This is a genomic window from Streptomyces sp. NPDC016459 (genome assembly GCF_040632845.1).
Taxonomy (GTDB): domain Bacteria; phylum Actinomycetota; class Actinomycetes; order Streptomycetales; family Streptomycetaceae; genus Streptomyces.
In genome coordinates, this window is sequence record NZ_JBEYCR010000003.1 from 384,305 (window position 1) to 403,815 (window position 19,511).

The window sequence follows — 19,511 nt, forward strand, 5'->3', positions numbered from 1 at the left end:
CCCACGACAGAAAGTGTGAAACCCGGATGCAAGAGCGCCGACCCCGACTCGTCGTCGTGGGCAGCCGACTGAAGGCCTACCGCGAGTACGCGATGGCCTCCCTGGCCCGTGAATACGAGATCTCGCTGGTGACCTCCCAGGAACTCACCTGGGAGAAGCCCTACGTCGCGTCCTTCCGCATCGCCGACACCACCCGGGCGGAGACCCTGCGCGAGGCGGTCGAGGAGCTGCACGCGGAGGCGAAGGAGACCGACGGGACCGGCTCCCCGGCCGGTCTGTTCACCTGGGACGAACTCTCGCTGATCGCCACGGCCCGGGTAGCCGAGCAGCTCGGGCTGCCGCACCTCTCCACCGCGGCAGCCGAGGCCTGCCGGGACAAGTTCATCACCAGGACCCTGCTGGACCGGGCCGGCCTGCCCGGCGTACGGCACCGTCTCGTGGACAGCGCCGAGGAGGCGTCCGCCGCCGCGGCCGAGATCGGCTACCCGGTCGTGCTCAAGCCCCGCTCCCTCGCCGGGAGCATGGGGGTGACGCTCGTGCGTGCCGCGTCCGAACTGGCCGACGCCTACGCCCGGGTGGCGGACACCACCTTCCCCGGCATCCGCACGGAGCGGGGCGTCCTGGTCGAGGAGTACCTGACCGGGCCGGAGATCAGCGTGGACAGCTGCGTCGTCGACGGCGAGGCGGAACCGGTGTTCGTCGCCCACAAGCGCCTCGGCTACGACCCGGCCTTCGAGGAGGTCGGCCACCTGGTCGGCCCCTGGCGCCACGAGCCGTGGGCCGACGAGGTCGACGCCCTCGTCAGGGCGGCCCACCGGGCCCTCGGTGTCGACCGGGGCCTCACCCACACCGAGATCCGCCTGACCCCCTCCGGCTGCCGCCTCATCGAGCTCAACGGCCGGCTCGGCGGCGACCTCATCCCGTACGTCGGCACCCTGGCCCGCGGCATCGACCTCACGCTCGCCGGCGCGGCGCTGGCGTCGGGCCGCACCCCGGACCTGACCCCCCGGCACGACCGCTACGCCGAGGTGCGGTTCCTGTACCCGCCGCACGACGGCGTCCTGGAGCGCCTGGACCTCGGACGGGCGGACGAGGTCCCCGGTGTGACCGACGTGGTGCCGCTGGCCGCGCCGGGAGACGCACTGCTGCTGCCGCCGCGGGCGCTCACCCCCCGGACCGCCGCCGTCATCGCGACCGGTGACGACGAGACGTCCCTCACCACCGCGCTCGACCGGGCGGAGGCCGAGATCCTGCCGGTCCTCGGCGGGTCCCCCCTCGACGGCCTCGGGGCGCTCCTGGAGAACCCGGTGACCCGGCGCTATTTGGCGACGGAGCGGGAGACGGCGCACATGGTCGTCCCGGAGCTGCGCAACGACTGGAACAGCTACGGGGCGGGCGGCGGCAAGGCCCTGAACCGGCCGGTGTTCCTCGACTCCTCGCACCGCGTCCGGCTCGAAGCCGACCTCAACGGCCTGTTCGAGCTGCTGACCACCATCCCCGACCGGCTCTTCGACGGCGACCGCCGTGCCTTCGCCCGCGCCGTCGGCATGACCGACACCCAGGTCGACCTGGTGATGCGGGGCGCGGGCCGCCGGATGCCCGCCATGTCCCGGGCGGACATGTACCGCGAGCCGGGCGGCTTCAAGCTGATGGAGCTCAACACCGGCAGCTCGCTCGGCGGTTGGCAGATGGGCGAGTTCTCCCGCCCGGCGGACCGCAACAGGGCGTTCCAGGACTTCGCCCACCAGGAGCGCCTGACCCACCCCGACCCCATCGGGCGCATCGCCGACGTGCTGCGCGCGGAGGCCGCCGACGCGGGGTTCGAACTGCCCGTACGCCCGGTCCTCGCCCTCACCGAATGGCCCGACGGATACGCGTACACCAAGCCGTGGCTGGACTTCGTCGTCCCCGACTGGCTCCGCCACGGCTTCGACGCCGTCGTGTGCAGCCTCGCCGAGTTCGACTACCGCGACGGCGTCCCCCACGTCCACGGACGCAAGGTGGACGTGGTGTACCGGATCTTCCTGCCCGGGGAGATGGCCGACGAGCAGCGCAGCCGCGACCTGGTCGACCCCCTGCTCGACGCGCTCCACGCCGGGGACACCTTCCTGTTCGCCGGCCTCGACTGCGAGCTGTACGGCAACAAGGGCAGCCTCGCCATGCTCAGCGACGAGCGCAACCGCGACGCCTTCACCGCCGACGAACTCGACCTGGTGGAACGGATCCTGCCCTGGACCCGCTTCCTGCGCGACGAGCCCGTGCACCACGACGGCGACACCGTCGACCTGCTCCCGTACGTCCTCGCGCACAAGGACTCCCTCGCGCTCAAGCCCACCCTGCTGTACGGCGGGGTCGGCGTCATACCGGGCTGGTCCGTCACCCAGGAGGAATGGGAGAAGCACATCAGGGGCGCGGTCGGCGGACCGTTCGTCGTCCAGGAGCGGGTCCTGCCCGTCGCCGAACGCTTCCTCGCCGAGGACGGCCTCGGCTTCGAGCGCATGGTCGTCGCCTACGGCGTGCTCATGGTCGGCGGCGCCTACTCCGGCATGCTGGTGCGCGGCACGCCCGACCCGCGGGTCGGCATCGTCAGCATGTCCAACGGGGCCCAGATCGGCTGCTGCTACCACGTCACCGACGAACCGGGGAGCGAGGCGTGAAGGCCGGGCGACCCGGCGGCCTGTGGCGGGACGGCGAGTTCCTCAAGCTGTGGGGCGGCGAGTCCGTCTCGCTGATGGGGGCCCAGATCACCCAGCTGGCGCTCCCGCTGGCGGCGGTCTACCAGTTCCAGGCGTCGTCGACCCAGCTGGGACTGCTCAACGCGGCCGGCTTCGCCCCCTTCCTCGGGGCGACCCTGTTCATCGGGGTCTGGGTCGACCGCCGCCGCCGCAAGCCCCTCATGATCTGGAGCAACGTCGGGCGGGGCCTGCTGGTGGGAAGCGTCCCGCTGTGCGCCTACCTGGACCTGCTGAGGATCGAGTACCTGTACGTGACGGCGCTGCTCGTCGGCGTGCTGACCGTGCTGTTCGACGTCTCCTACCAGTCCTACCTGCCCTCGCTCATCAAGCGGGAGCACCTGGTGGAGGGCAACAGCAAGCTCCAGGCCAGCAACTCCCTGGCGCAGATCGGCGGACCCGGCTTCGCCGGTCTGCTCGTCGGCTGGCTGACGGCCCCGGTCGCCCTGCTCGCCAACGCCTTCTCGTACGCCGTCTCCGTGGCGAGCCTGCTCGCCATCCGGCAGCCGGAGCCCGCCCCGGAGGTCCCCGCCGAGAAGACCTCCACCGCCCGGAGCATCGCCGAGGGACTGCGCGTGGTGCTGCGCAACGGCTCCATCCGGGCCATCGCCCTTGAAGCCGGCACCTACAACTTCTGCTGGATGTCCCTCCAGACCGTCTTCGTGCTGTACGCGGCAAGGGAGCTGGGGATGAGCCCCGGCACCATCGGCCTCGTCCTGGGCGTGGGCGCCATTGGCTCGCTGGTGGGAGCGGTCGCCGCGACCTGGCTGAAGAACCGGCTCGGCCTCGGCCGTGCCGTCGTCGCCGAACTGGCGCTGTGCTGCGCGGCCCCGCTCCTCATCCCGCTGGCCCCCGGGACGGGACCGCTGTCGTACGCGATGTACGTGACGGCCTTCGCCTGCTGCGGCATCGGCTCCACGATGTCCACCATCCACGTCGTGAGCCTGCGCCAGGCGATCACCCCCGACCGCCTCCTCGGCCGGGTGAACGCCGGCTGCCGGTTCATCGCATGGGGACCGCTGCCGCTCGGCGCCCTGGCCGGCGGACTCCTCGGCGACGCGATCGGCCTGCGCAGCACCCTGTACGCGACGGCCTTCGCCTTCCTGACCGCGATGCTGTGGATCGTCTTCTCGCCCGTGCCACGCCTGAAGGACTTCCCGGCCCAGCCGATCGGGGAGCCGGTCGACGAGAGCGCGTGACCCGCCCCGTTCTCCCCACCGCTCCCGGGCGCCCCGCCCGCGCGGGAGCCCCGCCCGGCTCCGACACCGCCGTACGCCGTCCTCGTCCCGAGCGCGGCACACCCCCATCGCAGAGGAGACCCCTCGTGTCCACGTCCGCACCCGGACCCCAGTTCCGGACCGCAGGTACCGCCGCCGGTCTGGAGAGCGTCCGGACCCTGATGAACGCGGCCCTCGACATCCTCCAGGAAGTGTCGGCACAGCGCACAGGACCGGTGGCGCCCGGCGGCCCCGAGGGCGCCAGAGCCGCCGCCCGGAAGGCACTGACCGGCCCCCTCCTCCCGGAGGACGGCAGCGCTCCCGAGACGGTCCTGTCCGACCTGATCCGCCCGTACGCGCAGTGGTCCGCCGACCTCACCCACCCGGCCGCCCTCGCCCGTATGCAGCCGCCCCCGATCGACGCCGCCGCCGTCGCCGAACTGGTCGCCGCCGTGCTCAACCAGTCCCTCCACGCCTGGGAGAGCGGCCCCTTCGCCCTGGAGCTCGACCGCTGGGTCGTCGCCCGGCTGGCAGAGCTGGCCGGTTACGACCCCGAGGAGGCGGGAGGCACCCTCACGCCCGGCGGCAGCGTGTCCAACCTCATGGCGATGACCATGGCCCGCGACACCGTCCTCGCGGAGAAGACCGGCAAGTACCCCTTCCTCGGCGGCATGCGCGCCTGCGCCGGCCAGCCCGTGGTGCTCTGCCCCGTCGGCGTCCACTTCTCCATCGAGCGGGCGGTGCGCCTCCTCGGCATAGGCGAGGAGAACATCGTCACCGTGCCGGTGGACAAGGCCGGCCGGATGATCCCCGAGGAGGCCGACCGCATCCTCCGGGAGCTGCCCGACGACAGGATCGCCGTCGCCATGGTCGCCGTGGCGGGCTCCACCGACCTCGGCATCGTCGACCCGCTGCCGGAACTCGCGGCCATCGCACGCCGCCACGGCGTCTGGCTGCACGCCGACGCGGCGTACGGGGCCGGCGCCCTCTTCTCCCCCCGGCTCCGTGGCCTCCTCGACGGCCTGGCCGAGGCCGACTCGATCACGGTCGACCTGCACAAGTTCGGCTGGTCCCCGGCGTCCTCGGCCGTGCTCCTGGTCCGCCGGGCCGAGACGCTGCTGTCCTTCGGGCTCCAGCCCACCACCTGTCTCAGCGCGGACGACGACACCTGCGCCGGCTTCATCGGCCTCCAGGGCAGTTCCCTGCAGACCACCCGCCGGTCCGACGCGCTGAAGATCGCGGTCACCATGCGCACCCTCGGCGCCAGGACCATGGCGGCCATGGTGGACACGTGCCACGACCTCGCCCGGTACGCGGCGGAGCGGATCGACCGCGAGGCCCGCCTGGAGCTCTTCGCCGAGCCGCCGCTCACCTCGGTGCTCTTCCGCCACCTCCCGCCGCAGGGCGGCGACGCGGAGGCCGACGCGTTCAACGGGCGCCTGCGCCGCCGCCTCATGGAGCAGGGCCGCTCCCTCATCGCCCGCACCCACCTCACCGGCGAGGACGGCGTCAGCCGCGTCTACCTGAAGCTGATGCTGCTCAACCCGGAGACCACCCCGGAGCAGCTCGACCACGTCCTGGACGACCTCCTCGCCGCCGCCGAGGAGCTGCGGACCGGAGAGCACGCGTGACACCGCGCCGCACGCCCCGGGAGAGACCAGTGGAGAGAGACCGGCCATGTCCGAGGTGAACGCCCCGCGTACGGTGCCCGCGGCCGGCTCCGGCGAGCCGGACCCCGTACGCGAATCCATGCAGGTGCTGCCGCGAGTGTTCGCCGCGCCGCTCACCCTGCTGACCGGCCGGCCGTACGCGGGGCAGCGCCCCGTCCGCCACACGCCCACCCGGCACCTGGTGAACGCCCTCGTCTCCTGCGTGCTCGGCGTGGCCCTCGGCGCGACCGGGCTCGCCGCAGGCGGCGCGCTCCTCGTGCTGCTGGTGCCCGGCTGGGCCGCGGCCCTGCACGGCGCCCGCAACCTGCGGATGATGATCTACCACCAGTGCGCCCACCAGAACATGTGGCGCAAACGGCAGCGCGACGTACTGGTGGGTCGGCTCATCGCCGCCGCGCTGGTGATCCAGGACTTCGACCGCTACAGCGCCGAGCACGTCGGCGACCACCACGCCCTGCACCACATGACGACCCGGGACCCGACCGTCCAGGCCTTCCTGGTGACACTGAAGCTGCGGCCCGGCATGAGCCGCGGCCGGATGTGGCGCAGGGTGCTGGGCGCCTGCGTCTCCCCCTGGTTCCACGCCCGCTTCCTGGTCGCCCGGATCCGCTCGTACTACACCTACGCCCCGCCCGCCTGGCGGGTCGGCACCACCCTGGGGTACGCGCTCCTCGCCGCGCTCGTCACCCGGCTCGACCTGTGGGTGCCGGTCCTCGTCGCCTGGGTCCTGCCGATGACCCTGTTCTTCCAGATCAGCAACGTCTTCCGGCTCTGTGTGAAGCACAGCTTCCCGCAACCGGGCCAGGCCCCCCGCCGCGGCAGGGAGTACTTCGCGAGCCTCACCAACGCGATCTTCGTCGGGGAGGCAGCGCCCTCGCGGCGGCTCCCCGTGCTGCGGCGCCACGCCGCCTGGGCGCGCTGGTGGTTCCGCCTGCTGTTCGTCCACTTCCCCACCCGCTACCTGGTCCTCACCGGGGACACGGTCGTGCACGACTACCACCACCGCCATCCCATGAGCCGGGAATGGGCCTCGTACCTCTTCGCGAGGGAGGAGGACCACCGCCGCGGAGCGCCCGGCTGGCCCCCGTACCACGAGGTGTGGGGTCTTGTCCCGGCCATCGACCACGTCCTCGACTCGCTGCGGACGGCCGATCCCGAGGAGTTCGACCCCGAACGCCTCGCCGAGGTCAACCACCGGGCGCTGTTCATGGCGTTCGAGGACTGACCGACCACCCACGGGTCCCAAGGACACCGGAATCCGAGAGGAAACTGCCGATGCACGCGCTGCCAGGCCGGGGCGAACGCCTCGTCGTCCTCGGCGTCGCCGAGAGCGACGCCCACGCCGTCGCCAACCAGCTCATCGCCCTCCAACTGCGGGACTACGGCTTCATCGTGGTCAACCTCGGCGTCTGCACCCCGCTCGGCGACTTCGCCGACGCGGTGGACGCACACCCGCAGGCCGAGGCCGTGCTCATCGGCAGCCTCAACGGTCACGCCCACCACGACCTCCGCGAGCTGCCGGCACTGCGGGCCGCGGGCCGGCTCCACCCGCCCGTCGTCGTCGGGGGCAACCTGTCCGTCGGCAGCCGCACGACCGACACGGACCTGCGGCGCCTCCGGGACCTGGGGGTCGACCACATCCTGACCGACGGCAACGAGATCGTGCTGCTGCTGGACCGGCTGCGGAGCACGGGCAAGGCGGCCGAACTCCAGCATGACTGAGCTCGACGCACTCGAACTCGCCCCGGACGTCGCCGCCTCGCTGCCCGACTGGTCCGACGTCCTGGCCCACCTCGCCTCTCCGCTCCTGCCGCGGGTGGTCGACGTGCTGCGTGCCGCGGAGGCCCGGGGGCGCCCCGCCGTGCAGCCACGCTGCGGGGTGGGCGGGCACACGCCGATGAGGGAGCTCCTGCGCGAACTGGAGGGCGCGGGACCGGACATCCTGTCCGTCACCATCGACTCGCACACCCGGCTGCGGAAGTTCCGCGCGGCCCGTGACGTCCTGCTCCGCGACCCGGCCGAACTCAACGGCTATCCGCTGGTCACCCACGGGTGGCTGCGGGGCCGGCAGCTCGTCGAGACGGTGGGCGTGCCCCTGGAGGTGCGCCACGGTTCACCCGACCCGCGCGAACTGTTCGCCGTCTCCCTGGCGTCGGGCATCACCTCGTTCGAGGGCGGCGGCATCGGCTACAACCTGCCCTACTCCAAGGACGTCCCGCTGGCCCGATCCCTGCGCGCGTGGCAGCGGGTCGACGCCGTGTGCGGCGCGCTTGCCCGCTCCGGGGTCGTCGTCGACCGGGAGCTCTTCGGGACGCTCACCGCCGTGCTCGTCCCGCCGTCGGTGAGCCTCGCCATGACGCTCCTGGAAGGGATCGCCGCCGTCGCGGAAGGCGTCCGCTGCCTGTCGATCGCCTATCCCCAGAGCGGGGAGGCCCACCAGGACATCGCGGCCCTGCGGGCGACGCGCACCCTGGCCCGCCGCTACCTCGGCCCCGACGTGGAGGTGTATCCCGTCCTCCACGAGTTCATGGGCGTGTTCCCCACCACCCACGAGTTCGCGGGCGGGCTGATCCTGCTGGGTGGTCTGACCGCCCGGCTCGGCGGCGCCACCAAGGTGATCACCAAGACGGTGCAGGAGGCGCGGGGGATCCCCGACGCCGCCGCGAACGCCTCCGGACTGCGCACCGCGATCCTCGGAGCGTCGGACCTGCTGGACTTCGTCCGCGTGGACGAGGACCGCGTGGCGGAGGAACAGCACTGGATCGAGCGCGAGGTGGCCGAACTCGTCGAGCCGGTCCTCGCGGCCGACGCCCTCTTCGAGGGGATCGAGCGGGCCTTCCGTGACGGCAGGCTCGACATCCCGTTCAGCGCCAGCGTCCACGCCCATTCCGCGATCGTGCCGCGCCGCGACGCCCACGGCGCGGTCCGGTACGGAAGCAGCGGGAACCTGCCCTTCTCCGGGCCGGTACTGCGCCGCCAGGCCGCGCTGCTGCGCGAGGCCGAGGGGACCCCGCCGCGCAGCCGGATGGCGGCGGTCCACGCCGACATCCACCACTTCGTCGGCAAGGAGAGATCCCTGTTCCCCGGCCGGCCGCAGACCGCCGACCGCCGGCTCCCGCCCCCCGACCCCTCTCGCACATCGTTCTCCCAACCACCGATCGAGGTACCCATGACGAGCACCGCATCCGGCTCCGCCGCCCCCGTCCCCGCCGGTCTGCCCGACCCGGAGGCAGGCGCGCGCGTCGTCGCCGACGACCGGGCCCATCTGTTCCATTCCTGGGCCGCGCAGGGTGCCGTGAACCCGATACCGGTCGCCGGGGGAGAGGGCCGCCACTTCTGGGACTACGAGGGCAGGCGCTACCTCGACTTCTCCTCGCAGTTCATCAACCTGAACATCGGGCACGCCCACCCCAAGGTCGTCGCCGCCATCAAGGACCAGGCCGACCGGATCTGCATGATCGCCTCGACCTTCGCCAACGACCGGCGCGGCGAGGCCGCCCGGCTGATAGCGGAGATCGCGCCGGGCGACCTCAACCGGGTGTTCTTCACCAACGGCGGGGCCGAGGCCAACGAACACGCCGTCCGCATGGCCCGCCTGCACACCGGACGCCCGAAGGTCCTCTCCGCGTACCGCTCCTACCACGGCGGGACGTCGACCGCGATCAGCCTCACCGGCGACCCGCGCCGCTGGGCGAACGAGAACTCCGGCAGCACGTCGGGGAACGTCGCCCACTTCTTCGGCCCCTACCTCTACCGCTCGCACTTCCACGCGACCACGGAGGCCGAGGAGTGCGAGCGGGCCCTCGCCCACCTCGAGCAGGTCATCACGTTCGAGGGGCCGTCCACGATCGCGGCGATCGTCCTGGAGACGGTCGTCGGCACCGCCGGGATCCTCGTCCCCCCGCCGGGCTACCTCGCCGGAGTCCGGACGCTCTGCGACCGGTACGGGATCCTCTACATCGCGGACGAGGTCATGTCCGGCTTCGGCCGCACGGGCGCCTGGTTCGCCGTCGACCACTGGGACGTCACCCCGGACCTGATCACCTTCGCCAAGGGAGTCAACTCCGGTTACGTGCCTCTCGGCGGGGTCATCCTCTCCGACGCCGTGCACGAGACCTTCCGTGAGATGCCCTACCCCGGCGGCCTCACCTACTCCGGCCACCCCCTGGCGTGCGCGGCCGCGGTTGCCACCATCACCGCGATGCGGGAGGAGGGCATCAACGAGAACGCCGCGCGGGTCGGGGCGGAGGTCATCGGTCCGGGCCTGCGCGAGATCGCGGACCGGCACCCGTCGGTCGGCGAGGTGCGCGGACTCGGCGTGTTCTGGGCCGTGGAGCTCGTCCGTGACCGGGAGACCCGCGAGATGCTCGTCCCGTACGCCGCCGGCGGCGAACTGGCCCGTCCCGTGGACGAGGTGGTCGCCGCGTGCAAGGAGGGCGGGATGTGGCCGGTGTACAACTACAACCGCATCCACGTCGTCCCCCCGTGCACCATCACCGACGAGGAGGCCCGAGAGGGCCTGGCCATCCTCGACCAGGCCCTGTACGCGGCCGACAAGTACGTGGGCTGACCGCTCCCTCCGAGCCGGGAACGGGGGCAGGGGGCCGGGCCGCGCCGGGAAGTCCCGGGCGGCCCGGCCCCGGCCGTGGGCTCAGCTCTCCTCCGCCCGGGACAGCGCCTCGGTGATCAGACGGGTGGCGAACTGGCGGTCGTCGGTGAGCCGGTTGATGTGCTCCGCGAGCAGGAAGGCGGTGGCCTCCAGGGGGTTCATCTCCTCCGTGGTCCAGTCGCCGTACTGCCGGCGCCACAGGCTGGGGCTCAGGCCGGTGCCCGCCGCGACGACGAGGCCCGCCATCGTGGGGATGGTCTCGGGGCGGATGCTCTTCGGCATCATGCGCATCGAGGCCACGAGGTTGGGCACGACGTACTCGATGACGTCCCTGTCGTGGTCCTCGTAGGCCATCCGCAGCCACTTCATGAACATGAAGATGATCGTGCACGCGCCGTCCAGCACGTCGTCGACGCCGGTGGGGCCCATGGACGTCGTGAGCTGTTCGACCAGCTTCCGCTGTTCGGGATCGGCCTCGGTCCTTCCGTCGTAGACGGCCTTGAGCTGGGAGTCGATCATCATGAGGGCCGCACCGACATCGCCGGCGGGAGCGTACGCGGGGTCACAGGGCGACGACACAGGATTCCTCCTCGTGTGGCCGCGGCAGGCAGCGCGGCATATCCGTACGGTAGTCGGCTGATCACTCCGGGGTGAGTGATTCGCGGGTTTGAGCTCGCCCCCGCCGCGCCGCGATCGAGGACTTGTGAGGGCCGGTGGCGCCGCCCCGGTGCCATGTGGTGCCAAGTGGCGCCATGAGCTTGCGTGTGGCGCCACTACGGTGCCATGATGGCGTCATGGACCTCACCCCGTATGTCGACACCCTCCGCCGCGAACTCGCGGTGGCCGCCGAAGCCGGCGGGGACGAAGCGCGCGCGCTGGCCGAGCGGCTCACCGCGCCCCTGGAGTCGGCGGCCCGGCTGACCATGCTCCATGTGCTCTCCGCCGCGACGGACGAGATCACCCGCGAACTCGCCCCCGGTTCCGTCGACGTACGGCTGCGTGGACTCGACCCCGACTTCGTGGTGACGCTGCCGTCCGCCGACGCCGGCGGCCACGCGGAGTCGGCCGCGCCTTCCGAACCGCTCCCGGCCCCGGCTCCCGCCGAGGGCGACGAGGGCGGCACCGCCCGCGTCAACCTGCGTCTGCCGGCCCACCTCAAGGCCCGTGCCGAGGACGCCGCGGCCCGTGAGGGCCTGTCGGTCAACGCGTGGCTGGTGCGCGCCGTGTCGGCCGCGGTCGACGGCGGCACCCGGCCGCGTACGACCGAGCGGGCCCAGACCATCGGCCAGAGCATCACGGGCTGGGTGCGCTAGCCGCACCCGGTCCGCGCCACTTCACCTCACACGACGTCCCACCAGCGGGGACGCCCCGAAGACCCAAGAGGACGGGACTGCCATGCCTTCTTTCGACACCCCTGAAGCGATCTCCGTCACCGCCCACGTGGAAGGCGGCGCCATCCGGTTCTCCGCCGGCGACCGCGTCGACACCCTCGTCGAGGTGCGGCCGCGTGACCCGAAGAAGGACCAGGACGTGCGGGCGGCCGAGCGGACCGAGATCGCGTACGCCGGTGGCGTACTGACCGTCAGGACGCCCAAGTCCACTCTGCTCGGCCTCGGCCGCACCGGCGTCGTCGACGTGACGGTCGAGCTGCCCACGGGCTCGCGCGTGGACGTGACCGGCGCCTGGGCCCAGGTGCTCGGCGAGGGCCGGCTCGGTGAGGTCCATGTGAAGACCTCGTCCGGGGACGTCCGCCTCGACACCACCGGGCCGCTGTACCTGAACGCCTCGCACGGGTCCATCGTCGTCGACCGCGTCTACGGCGCGGCCGAGATCACCACCAGCTCCGGCAGGCTGCGCGTCGGCCTCGTCGACGGCGCCGCCGTCCTGAAGAACTCGCACGGCACCACGACCGTCGGCGTCGCGACCGGCGACCTGAGGGTGAGCGGGGCCAACGGTGACATCGAGATCGGCCGCGCCGAGGCCGCGGTCACCGCCACCACCGCTCATGGCGCCCTCCGCGTGGCCGAAGTGGCCCGCGACACCGTGCAGTTGGAGACGTCCTACGGTTCCATCGAGGTCGGCATCCGCGAGGGCACCGCCGCCTGGCTCGACGTCAGCTCCGACCGGGGGCAGGTGCGCAACACGCTCGCCGCGTCCGACACCCCGCAGGACACGGAGGAGACCGTCAGGATCCGTGCCCGTACCCGCTGGGGCAACATCGACGTTCGCCGCGCCAAGGCCTGAGCGTCAGCCCCCACCCGCCCGTCCTCCCGCCCGCTCCCACCTTCGAACGGAGGGCTCCATGCCTTCTTCTGTCATGCCCATGCCTGCCTCTGGCCCGGGGGACGGCTCCCCGGCCGCCGTCTCCGCCATCGGACTGCGGAAGTCCTACGGTGACAAGACCGTCCTCGACGGCATCGACCTGCGCATCCCGGCCGGGTCGGTGTTCGCCCTCCTGGGTCCGAACGGTGCCGGCAAGACCACCGTCGTGAAGATCCTCTCCACCCTCGTCACCGCCGACGGCGGCCAGGCACAGGTCGCCGGCCACGACCTCGCCACCGCCCCCCAGGCCGTGCGTGCCGCGATCGGCGTCACCGGGCAGTTCTCCGCCGTCGACGGACTGATCACCGGCGAGGAGAACATGCTCCTCATGGCCGACCTGCACCACCTGCCCAAAGCCGAAGGCCGACGCGTCACCGCCGAACTCCTCGCCCGCTTCGACCTCGCCGACGCCGCGAGGAAACCCGCCTCCACCTACTCCGGCGGCATGAAACGACGCCTCGACATCGCCATGACCCTCGTCGGCGACCCCCGCGTCATCTTCCTCGACGAACCCACCACCGGCCTCGACCCCCGCTCCCGCCACACCATGTGGCAGATCATCCGCGAACTCGTCACCACCGGCGTCACCGTCTTCCTCACCACCCAGTACCTCGAGGAAGCCGACCAGCTCGCCGACCGGATCGCCGTCCTCCACCAGGGCACCATCGCCGCCGAAGGCACCGCCGAACAACTCAAACGCCTCGTCCCCGGCGGCCACGTCCGCCTCCGCTTCACCACCCCCGCCACCTACCGCAGCGCCGCCACCACCCTCCACGACGCCACCCGCCACGACGACGACCTCACCCTCCAACTCCCCTCCGACGGCAGCCAGCGCAACCTGCGCACCATCCTCGACCGACTCGACACCGCCCACATCGAAGCCGACGAACTCACCGTCCACACCCCCGACCTCGACGACGTCTTCTTCGCCCTCACCGCCACCGTCCCCGCCCAGCACAACCCGCCCAAGGAGGCCACCCGATGAGCACCCTCGCCCTCGCCGCCCGCGACACCACCACGATGCTCCGCCGCAACCTCCTCCACGCCCGCCGCTACCCGTCCATGACGCTCAACCTGCTCCTCACCCCGATCGTCCTGCTGCTGCTCTTCGTCTACATCTTCGGAGACGTCATGAGCGCGGGCATCGGGGGCGGCGGCGCCGACCGCTCCGAGTACATCGCCTACATCGTCCCGGGCCTACTGACGGTGACCATCGGCAGCACCGTGATCGGAGCCGCGATCGCCGTCTCCATGGACATGAACGAGGGCCTCATCGCCCGCTTCCGTACGATGGCGATCCACCGCGGCTCCCTGCTCATCGGGCACGTCGTCGGCAGCGTGCTCCAGGTGCTCGCCAGCCTGGTCCTCGTCGGCGTCGTCGCCGTGGCCATCGGCTTCCGGTCCAGCGACGCCACGGCCCTGGAGTGGCTGGCGGCGTTCGGACTGCTCGCGCTGTTCGCCCTGGCGCTCACCTGGATCGCGGTCGGGATGGGCATGGCCAGTCCGAACCCGGAGGCGGCCAGCAACATGGCCATGCCGCTGATCCTCCTGCCGTTCATCTCCAGCGCCTTCATCCCGGCCGACACGATGCCGGGCTGGTTCCAGCCCATCGCCGAGTACCAGCCCTTCACCCCCGTCATCGAGACCCTGCGAGGTCTGCTGCTCGGCACCGGGATCGGCCACAACGGATGGCTCGCCGTCGCCTGGTGCCTCGCCCTCACCGCACTCGGCTACTTCTGGTCCAAGGCCGTCTACGACCGCGACCCCGAGTGACCCGACCCGGCGGGAACCGCTCTCAGTCCGTGCGCTTCGCCTCCCGGAGGTGGAGCGCGCGGAGTGCCGCTTCCAGGGCGAAGCGGCGGTCGGGGTCCAGGAGCCGGTCCCCGAAGTGGTTGTCCAGGTTACGCAGGCGGTAGCGCACCGTCTGGGCGTGCACCCCCAGCATCTCGCCGACCTGCTCGGCCGGGGCGCGCGTGGAGACATGGACGCGCAGGGTCTCGATCAGCCGCTCGCGCCGGGTGCCGGACAGACCGTCGAGCGGGGCCAGTTCACGCTGGGCGAGCTGGGCGGTGAGAGCCGGATCGGCCAGTAACCACAACGTTGTCAGGTGGTCCTCGCAGTGCACGAGGGGAGCGTCCGCCACGACGCCGTCGTCGATGAGTTCGAGGACGCGCCGCGCCCAGCGGACGGAGTGGGCGGCCTGCCCCGGCGGCACGGTCAGACCGACGACGGCGGGCGTCCCGGCCAGGGCGGAACGGAGCATCGCGAGGCGCTCGGCGGTGAGGGGGCCGGGGATGAGCAGATGCGGCTGGGGGAGGCCGAGGTCGGCGAGCACGTCCCGGTCGAGGCCGGCCTGGACGAGTTCGGCGACCGGCGGACGGAGGGCGACCAGGGTGCACTCGGCGGGGAGTTGCCAGGAGGCCTCCTGGCACAGCTCGGCGATGGTCGCCCGGGGCAGCGGCGGGCCGGCGACGACGAGGTGGAGCAGCTGTCTGCGCAGGGCCGCCACGTCGGACGTCCCGCGGGCCTGGACCATGACGTAACCCTCGCGGGAGAGGTTCTCCAGCTCCTCGACGTAGGCGAAGAGGGCGTCCGCGAAGGCCAGGATGAGGGTGGGGGAGAGGTTGTACGTGCGCCCGATGCTCTTGGCCCGGCGCAGGGCGATGCGCGCGCCGAGGCGGTAGGCGCCCTGCAGGGTGTCGAGGTCACGACCCTCGTACGCCTCCACCCGGCCGAACTTGCGCAGGAGTTCGTCCCGGAGGGCGGAGTTGGTCCCGGGGGCCGCGACCCGCTCCACGAACGCCGCCAGGGCCTGCTCCACGCCCTGGCGGATCGCGTCCGAGTGGGGCCCGTTGAAGAGATGGGCGTACACGGGGTAGGCCCGCTGGACCTCCACGCCTATCTCCTTGATGAGTCCGGGGATCTCCGGCCGCATCAGGTCGGCGAATTCCCTGGGGAGCGGGTCGAGCGGTTCACCGGTGGCCGGTGAGTGTGCGATTGCGGGCATGGAACCGATCCCTTGCTCTCCTGCGCGACCGGTGAGGGAGTGACGGTCGACGGCGCCCGACCTGGTGGGGCGGGCGCCGCGGGGGCCGTCAGGCGCGTACCGACGTGGACTGCCGAAGCTAGGACACCTGCTGTGTGCTGTACACAACTTGCGCAGGAGTTGGCGTCCCTGGAGGGCGTAGGTCGCCGAGTAGGCCGGGAATCGCCGCTGGTTGGCCGTTACTTGACGGCGGAGTGCCAGTTCCGGGACAGCACCTTTCCGGCGTCGGGGGCGACGAGACCGGGCGCGTAGAGACCGGTCAGATAGGTCTGCGTGTCGTTGAGGGTGAGGCTGTTCTTCCCGGCGGCGGACGGCAGTCCGGTCTTGAGGTTGACCGCGCCGTCGATCAGGCCGAACAGCCCGAGGCCGCAGCCGCTCGCGCCGGGGACGGCGAAGGTCCGGTCGACCTGGGTGGAGCCGAGGATGTTGAGGCGGCTCATGTCGCCCTCCTCGTTGGGGGAGCCGTCGCCGTTGAAGCGCTCGACGGCGAAGGACGGCGACGTGAGGTTGCTGGGTCGCAGCATGATCGGCTTGGACTTGGTGCCGATGTAGCAGTTGCTGCCGAGGAACGGGTTCTGCAGGTGGATGCGGACCGGGATGTTGACGATCGGCATGTCGGTGAGGACGCCCGCGATCTGGTCGAAGTCCGAGGGGGTGCCGATCGATTCCACGGTGGCTGTGATCTTGTTGAGCTTGGCGTCCGACAGCTGCTTGCAGATCTCGGTGATGAAGGGGATGTCGCTCGGACACATCAGGCCGAGCAGGCCGCCGGGGACGGTGGCGGAGTCGGCGATGATCGAGCCGGCGGCGGGGGCGACGACCGTGCTGGTGCCGTCGGGGTTCTGGACGACGCCGATCTGGAGGTCGGTCCTGCCGGTGACCACGGTCGTGTTGCCCAGCTTGATGGAGCCGCTGGCGGAGGACGAAGAGACGCACTGCGGCGAGGTCTCCAGACCGTCCGCGGCGAGCATCGCGGGGGCGTCGACGGGGCAGCGGGGGAAGGGACCCCAGGCGCCGTTCATCTGCGGGGCGGCCGCGGTCGCCGTGCCCACGGAGACGAAGGCGCCGAGCGCGGTGAGGGCGGAGAGCGTGGCGAGTCGGGTGCGGGAGGAGAGGACGGGCATGGCGGTGCCTTCCGTTGAGGGGGGCGAGGGGAGTTGCCGGGGGATGAGCGGGTGGGGAAGGGGGTGGGGCGGGGTGCGGCGGCTCAGCGTTCGGGCTTGGGCACGACGTACGGCTGGCGGTCCTCGGTGCACTGGCCCTCGGTGGGCACCTCCACACCCACGGCGCAGGTCTGGCCCTGGATCTGCTTGATGTGGTTGCCGGGGCCCGAGATGGACGCGGTGAGGAGCCGGTCGAGGTTCTCGCCGCCGGCGCCGCAGCCCGTGAAGGCGGGGACGGTCACCTCACCGGTGAGCGGGCCGCCACTGGTGAGGACGTAGCCGGTGGCGTCGGTGCCGTTGAGGAGCTGTCCCTTGCCCAGGAGCACCAGATGGTCCCCGGGGTACGTGGCGGGGTCGGGTTCCGGGGAGCTGAGGGGCGCCGCCGTACGGCAGGAGGGGCCGACGTCCAGGCGGGTGCCGTCGACGCGGACGTCGAGGACGCGCAGGACGAGGGGGACGCGGATCCAGGTCTCCGCGATGTTGTCGGGGAAGACGAGGAGGATGTCCGACTCGACGGTCATGGGACCCGCCTGCTCCAGGACCATCGTCGCCGTGGCCGGCATGAAGTCGAACGTGAGGAAGGTGGCCTGGAAGGGCGGGGACTGCTTGCGCCCCTGGTGGGAGAGGGCGGCGTCCGACTTCTGGACCAGGTGGAGGCTGCCGTCCGGGCGGAACTCGATCTCCGGTATGCCTTGCTCGATCAGGACGCAGGACACGGGGACGAGCGTGGCGCCGTTCAGTTTCCGCACGTTGGCGTAGCCCGTGATGTACGCGGTCAGCGACGTGGGGGTCGGCTTGTCGTTGCGGCAGGGCGGTGCGGGCCGTGGGCCCGCCGGGGCGCCGGGCGTCTCCTCCGCGGCCACCTTCGGCCCGCTGTCCGCCCCCTTGCCGGCCTCGGGGTCCTCCGGTGCCCCGCTGGTCCCGCCGGCCGTCTCGCGCTCCGTCGGGGACGACGGTCGCGGCGCCGGGGAGGGCGGGACGGGGGAGGAGGGGGAGGCGGACGAGGGGGACGCCGAGGAGGGGGTGACCGAGGGCGTGGCGGGTGAGTCCGGCCCTCCGCCGGGCGTGCCGGAGCCGACCGGCACCCTGGCGAGCACCCGGCCGCCCTCCGTGTCCTGACCGGGAACGCAGGTGACGGAGAGCGAGGCGGGGGTGGTGGGCGCGCCGTCGGCCGCGCTCGGGGCGAGCTCGACGCTCAAGGCCTCGGCGGTGAGGGCCAGTTCGCCGGTGCTGTCCGTCGTCAGGGAGGGGACGTCGCCGGTGGTCGTGAGGAGGAGCGGCCCTTCGGCGGGTACGTCGACGGGTTGCGCCGTTCCGCGCCAGGTGACGTCGGTGCGTCGACCGTTCTGTTCGGCGCCGACCGTGAGCAGGGTCTCCGCCCGTACGGTGGCGGCCTTCAGCGCGACGAGGTCGGCGGCGGCCGGGAGTTCCACCGTCGTGCTGACCCCGGTGGGCCGGACCTCCTCGCCGACGGCCGCCCGCTCGGGGACGGTCGCCCGGATCCGTACCGTCGCGGGCTGCTGCCCCGAGGGGAACGCGCAGAGATAGGGGAGTTCGGTGTCGACCTCGTGGGAGCCCAGGGCCACCGCGGCCGCGGGGAGGAGGGGGGCGAGTGCCACGAGGGCGGCGATCGCCGCGCCGCGCGCGTGGGCGCGGGAGGGTCGCAGGGCGGCTCGCTGGCCTCTCATCTGGTGCTCCGCTCGGGTCGTGCGCGTGCGTGCGCGGGGGTGAGGGCGGTCCGGGGTGCGGACAGGCCCGCGTCCGCCCGGCCGGGGTCGCCGGCCGGACGGACGCGGGTTCCTGCGTCCTACGGGTTGGAGCCGACGATCGTCGGGATGGTGGTGGTACCCGCCTTCTTGACGAGGTAGGTGCCCTTGAAGGTCGGCTTGGCGCCGACCGGGACGGCGGAGCCGCAGTTGGTCGACGAGACGACCGTGAGCTCGCCGGCGACGCTGTTGACGGCGAGGGCGCCCGTCGAGTTGGTGTACGTGCCGGACGCCTTGCCCGTCACGCGGAAGACACAGGCGCCGACGGTCACCTTGGCGTCGACGTTGCCGACGTAGCCCTTGGTGACGCCGGTGCCGGCGGTGTAGTCCTGGGCCACCACGGTCCAGGGGGTGGTCGCGACGGTGGTCACGTTGCCCAGGACGCTGGTGCAGGGCGCGCCGGTGGCGCCGAAGGCGATGGCGCTGATGGAGGCGACGGTCGCCGGGTTGCCGGTGGCGCTCGCCATGGAGCCCGAGGCGTTCGACTTCGTACACGTCATGGCGATGCCGTTGACGCTGAGGACGACGTTGCCGCTGTTGGCCGCGGTGAAGCTGGTCGGCGTCGGGTTGACGGTCCAGACCGTCGAGGGCACCGCCGAGGCGGGGGCCGCGGCGAGGGCGAAGGCGGCCGTGGCGGCTCCGGCGACGACGGCGAGGTTTCTGATCTGCTTCTTCATGGCTCTGGGACTCTCCTTGGGGATTGACCGGCAGAGGGTGGCCGCGGTGGGGGTCGAGCGGCCGACGGCCCGACATTTCTCGGCCGCGAAACCTGACGTTACTTGCGGGAAACTTAGCTGAACAATGGCGCAGCCCATGATTCTTTGAAGTGGTCGTATTGCCTGTCAGGCGGGTGAGCGGTGCCGGTAATCCCCTTGGTTCCGGGGTGCGCAAAGTCGACAATTATGATCGATCACCCGGGCCCGGGAGATGTGTCCCGAATTCGACAGTTCCCCTGGCTGAAAGCGCCCTTCCTGCTCTCTCCGGTG

General features: G+C 72.0%; 15 protein-coding genes and 1 pseudogene. 11 read left to right on the plus strand and 5 right to left on the minus strand.

The window, feature by feature from the left end; all coding sequences use genetic code 11:
• The first annotated feature begins 26 nt into the window (after positions 1–26).
• The 7 genes and pseudogenes from ABZ567_RS11915 to ABZ567_RS11945 all read left to right on the plus strand — a co-directional run bounded on the left by ABZ567_RS11915 (position 27) and on the right by ABZ567_RS11945 (position 10,189).
• Positions 27–2,657 (plus strand): ATP-grasp domain-containing protein, encoded by a 2,631-nt coding sequence (locus tag ABZ567_RS11915; RefSeq protein WP_360787291.1) that lies wholly within the window; start codon positions 27–29, stop codon positions 2,655–2,657.
• Positions 2,654–3,931, plus strand: a complete 1,278-nt coding sequence (locus tag ABZ567_RS11920) for an MFS transporter (RefSeq protein ID WP_360787294.1) — start codon at positions 2,654–2,656, stop codon at positions 3,929–3,931. The genes ABZ567_RS11915 and ABZ567_RS11920 overlap by 4 nt, the downstream gene beginning before the upstream one ends.
• 125 nt (positions 3,932–4,056) lie before the next feature.
• Positions 4,057–5,580: a pyridoxal-dependent decarboxylase gene (locus tag ABZ567_RS11925; RefSeq protein ID WP_360787296.1), complete on the plus strand. Its 1,524-nt coding sequence runs from the start codon at positions 4,057–4,059 to the stop codon at positions 5,578–5,580.
• Between the two features lie 46 nt (positions 5,581–5,626).
• The gene (locus ABZ567_RS11930; protein WP_360787299.1) at positions 5,627–6,844 is read left to right on the plus strand and encodes a fatty acid desaturase; all 1,218 of its coding nucleotides are present in this window, start codon (positions 5,627–5,629) and stop codon (positions 6,842–6,844) included.
• 50 nt (positions 6,845–6,894) lie between these two features.
• Complete coding sequence (locus ABZ567_RS11935) at positions 6,895–7,341, plus strand: cobalamin-dependent protein (RefSeq protein WP_360787303.1); 447 nt, start codon at positions 6,895–6,897, stop codon at positions 7,339–7,341.
• Positions 7,334–8,599, plus strand: a pseudogene (locus ABZ567_RS11940) (methylaspartate mutase); the annotation flags it as partial. The gene ABZ567_RS11935 and the pseudogene ABZ567_RS11940, both read left to right, overlap by 8 nt.
• Before the next feature lie 189 nt (positions 8,600–8,788).
• Positions 8,789–10,189: an aspartate aminotransferase family protein gene (locus ABZ567_RS11945; protein ID WP_360787649.1), complete on the plus strand. Its 1,401-nt coding sequence runs from the start codon at positions 8,789–8,791 to the stop codon at positions 10,187–10,189.
• 81 nt (positions 10,190–10,270) lie between these two features.
• Here ABZ567_RS11945 and ABZ567_RS11950 read toward each other — a convergent pair whose 3' ends face one another.
• Entirely contained in the window at positions 10,271–10,807 is a 537-nt protein-coding gene (locus tag ABZ567_RS11950; protein ID WP_360787306.1) for a hypothetical protein, read from the minus strand.
• A gap of 215 nt (positions 10,808–11,022) precedes the next feature.
• Between ABZ567_RS11950 and ABZ567_RS11955 the strand changes: the two genes are divergently transcribed.
• The 4 genes from ABZ567_RS11955 (at position 11,023) to ABZ567_RS11970 (ending at position 14,323) form a co-directional block, all read left to right on the plus strand.
• A complete protein-coding gene (locus ABZ567_RS11955; protein WP_360787309.1) occupies positions 11,023–11,541 on the plus strand; it encodes a hypothetical protein in 519 nt (172 codons plus the stop codon).
• Positions 11,542–11,623: 82 nt separating this feature from the next.
• A complete protein-coding gene (locus ABZ567_RS11960) occupies positions 11,624–12,472 on the plus strand; it encodes a DUF4097 family beta strand repeat-containing protein (protein WP_360787312.1) in 849 nt (282 codons plus the stop codon).
• Between the two features lie 79 nt (positions 12,473–12,551).
• Positions 12,552–13,535 carry an ATP-binding cassette domain-containing protein gene (locus ABZ567_RS11965; RefSeq protein WP_360787315.1) on the plus strand — a complete coding sequence of 328 codons (984 nt, stop codon included), beginning with the start codon at positions 12,552–12,554 and terminating at the stop codon, positions 13,533–13,535.
• Positions 13,532–14,323, plus strand: a complete 792-nt coding sequence (locus tag ABZ567_RS11970) for an ABC transporter permease (RefSeq protein WP_360787318.1) — start codon at positions 13,532–13,534, stop codon at positions 14,321–14,323. The genes ABZ567_RS11965 and ABZ567_RS11970 overlap by 4 nt, the downstream gene beginning before the upstream one ends.
• A 22-nt stretch (positions 14,324–14,345) precedes the next feature.
• Here ABZ567_RS11970 and ABZ567_RS11975 read toward each other — a convergent pair whose 3' ends face one another.
• From ABZ567_RS11975 to ABZ567_RS11990, 4 genes are all read right to left on the minus strand, one after another.
• The gene (locus tag ABZ567_RS11975) at positions 14,346–15,557 is read right to left on the minus strand and encodes a helix-turn-helix domain-containing protein (RefSeq protein WP_360787321.1); all 1,212 of its coding nucleotides are present in this window, start codon (positions 15,555–15,557) and stop codon (positions 14,346–14,348) included.
• A 218-nt stretch (positions 15,558–15,775) separates the two neighbouring features.
• Positions 15,776–16,720 carry a hypothetical protein gene (locus tag ABZ567_RS11980; protein ID WP_360787323.1) on the minus strand — a complete coding sequence of 315 codons (945 nt, stop codon included), beginning with the start codon at positions 16,718–16,720 and terminating at the stop codon, positions 15,776–15,778.
• Positions 16,721–16,803: 83 nt separating this feature from the next.
• Positions 16,804–18,447, minus strand: coding sequence for a DUF6801 domain-containing protein (locus ABZ567_RS11985; RefSeq protein ID WP_360787326.1), 1,644 nt, complete (start codon positions 18,445–18,447; stop codon positions 16,804–16,806).
• 119 nt (positions 18,448–18,566) lie between these two features.
• A complete protein-coding gene (locus tag ABZ567_RS11990; protein ID WP_360787329.1) occupies positions 18,567–19,202 on the minus strand; it encodes a hypothetical protein in 636 nt (211 codons plus the stop codon).
• Positions 19,203–19,511 lie beyond the last annotated feature (309 nt).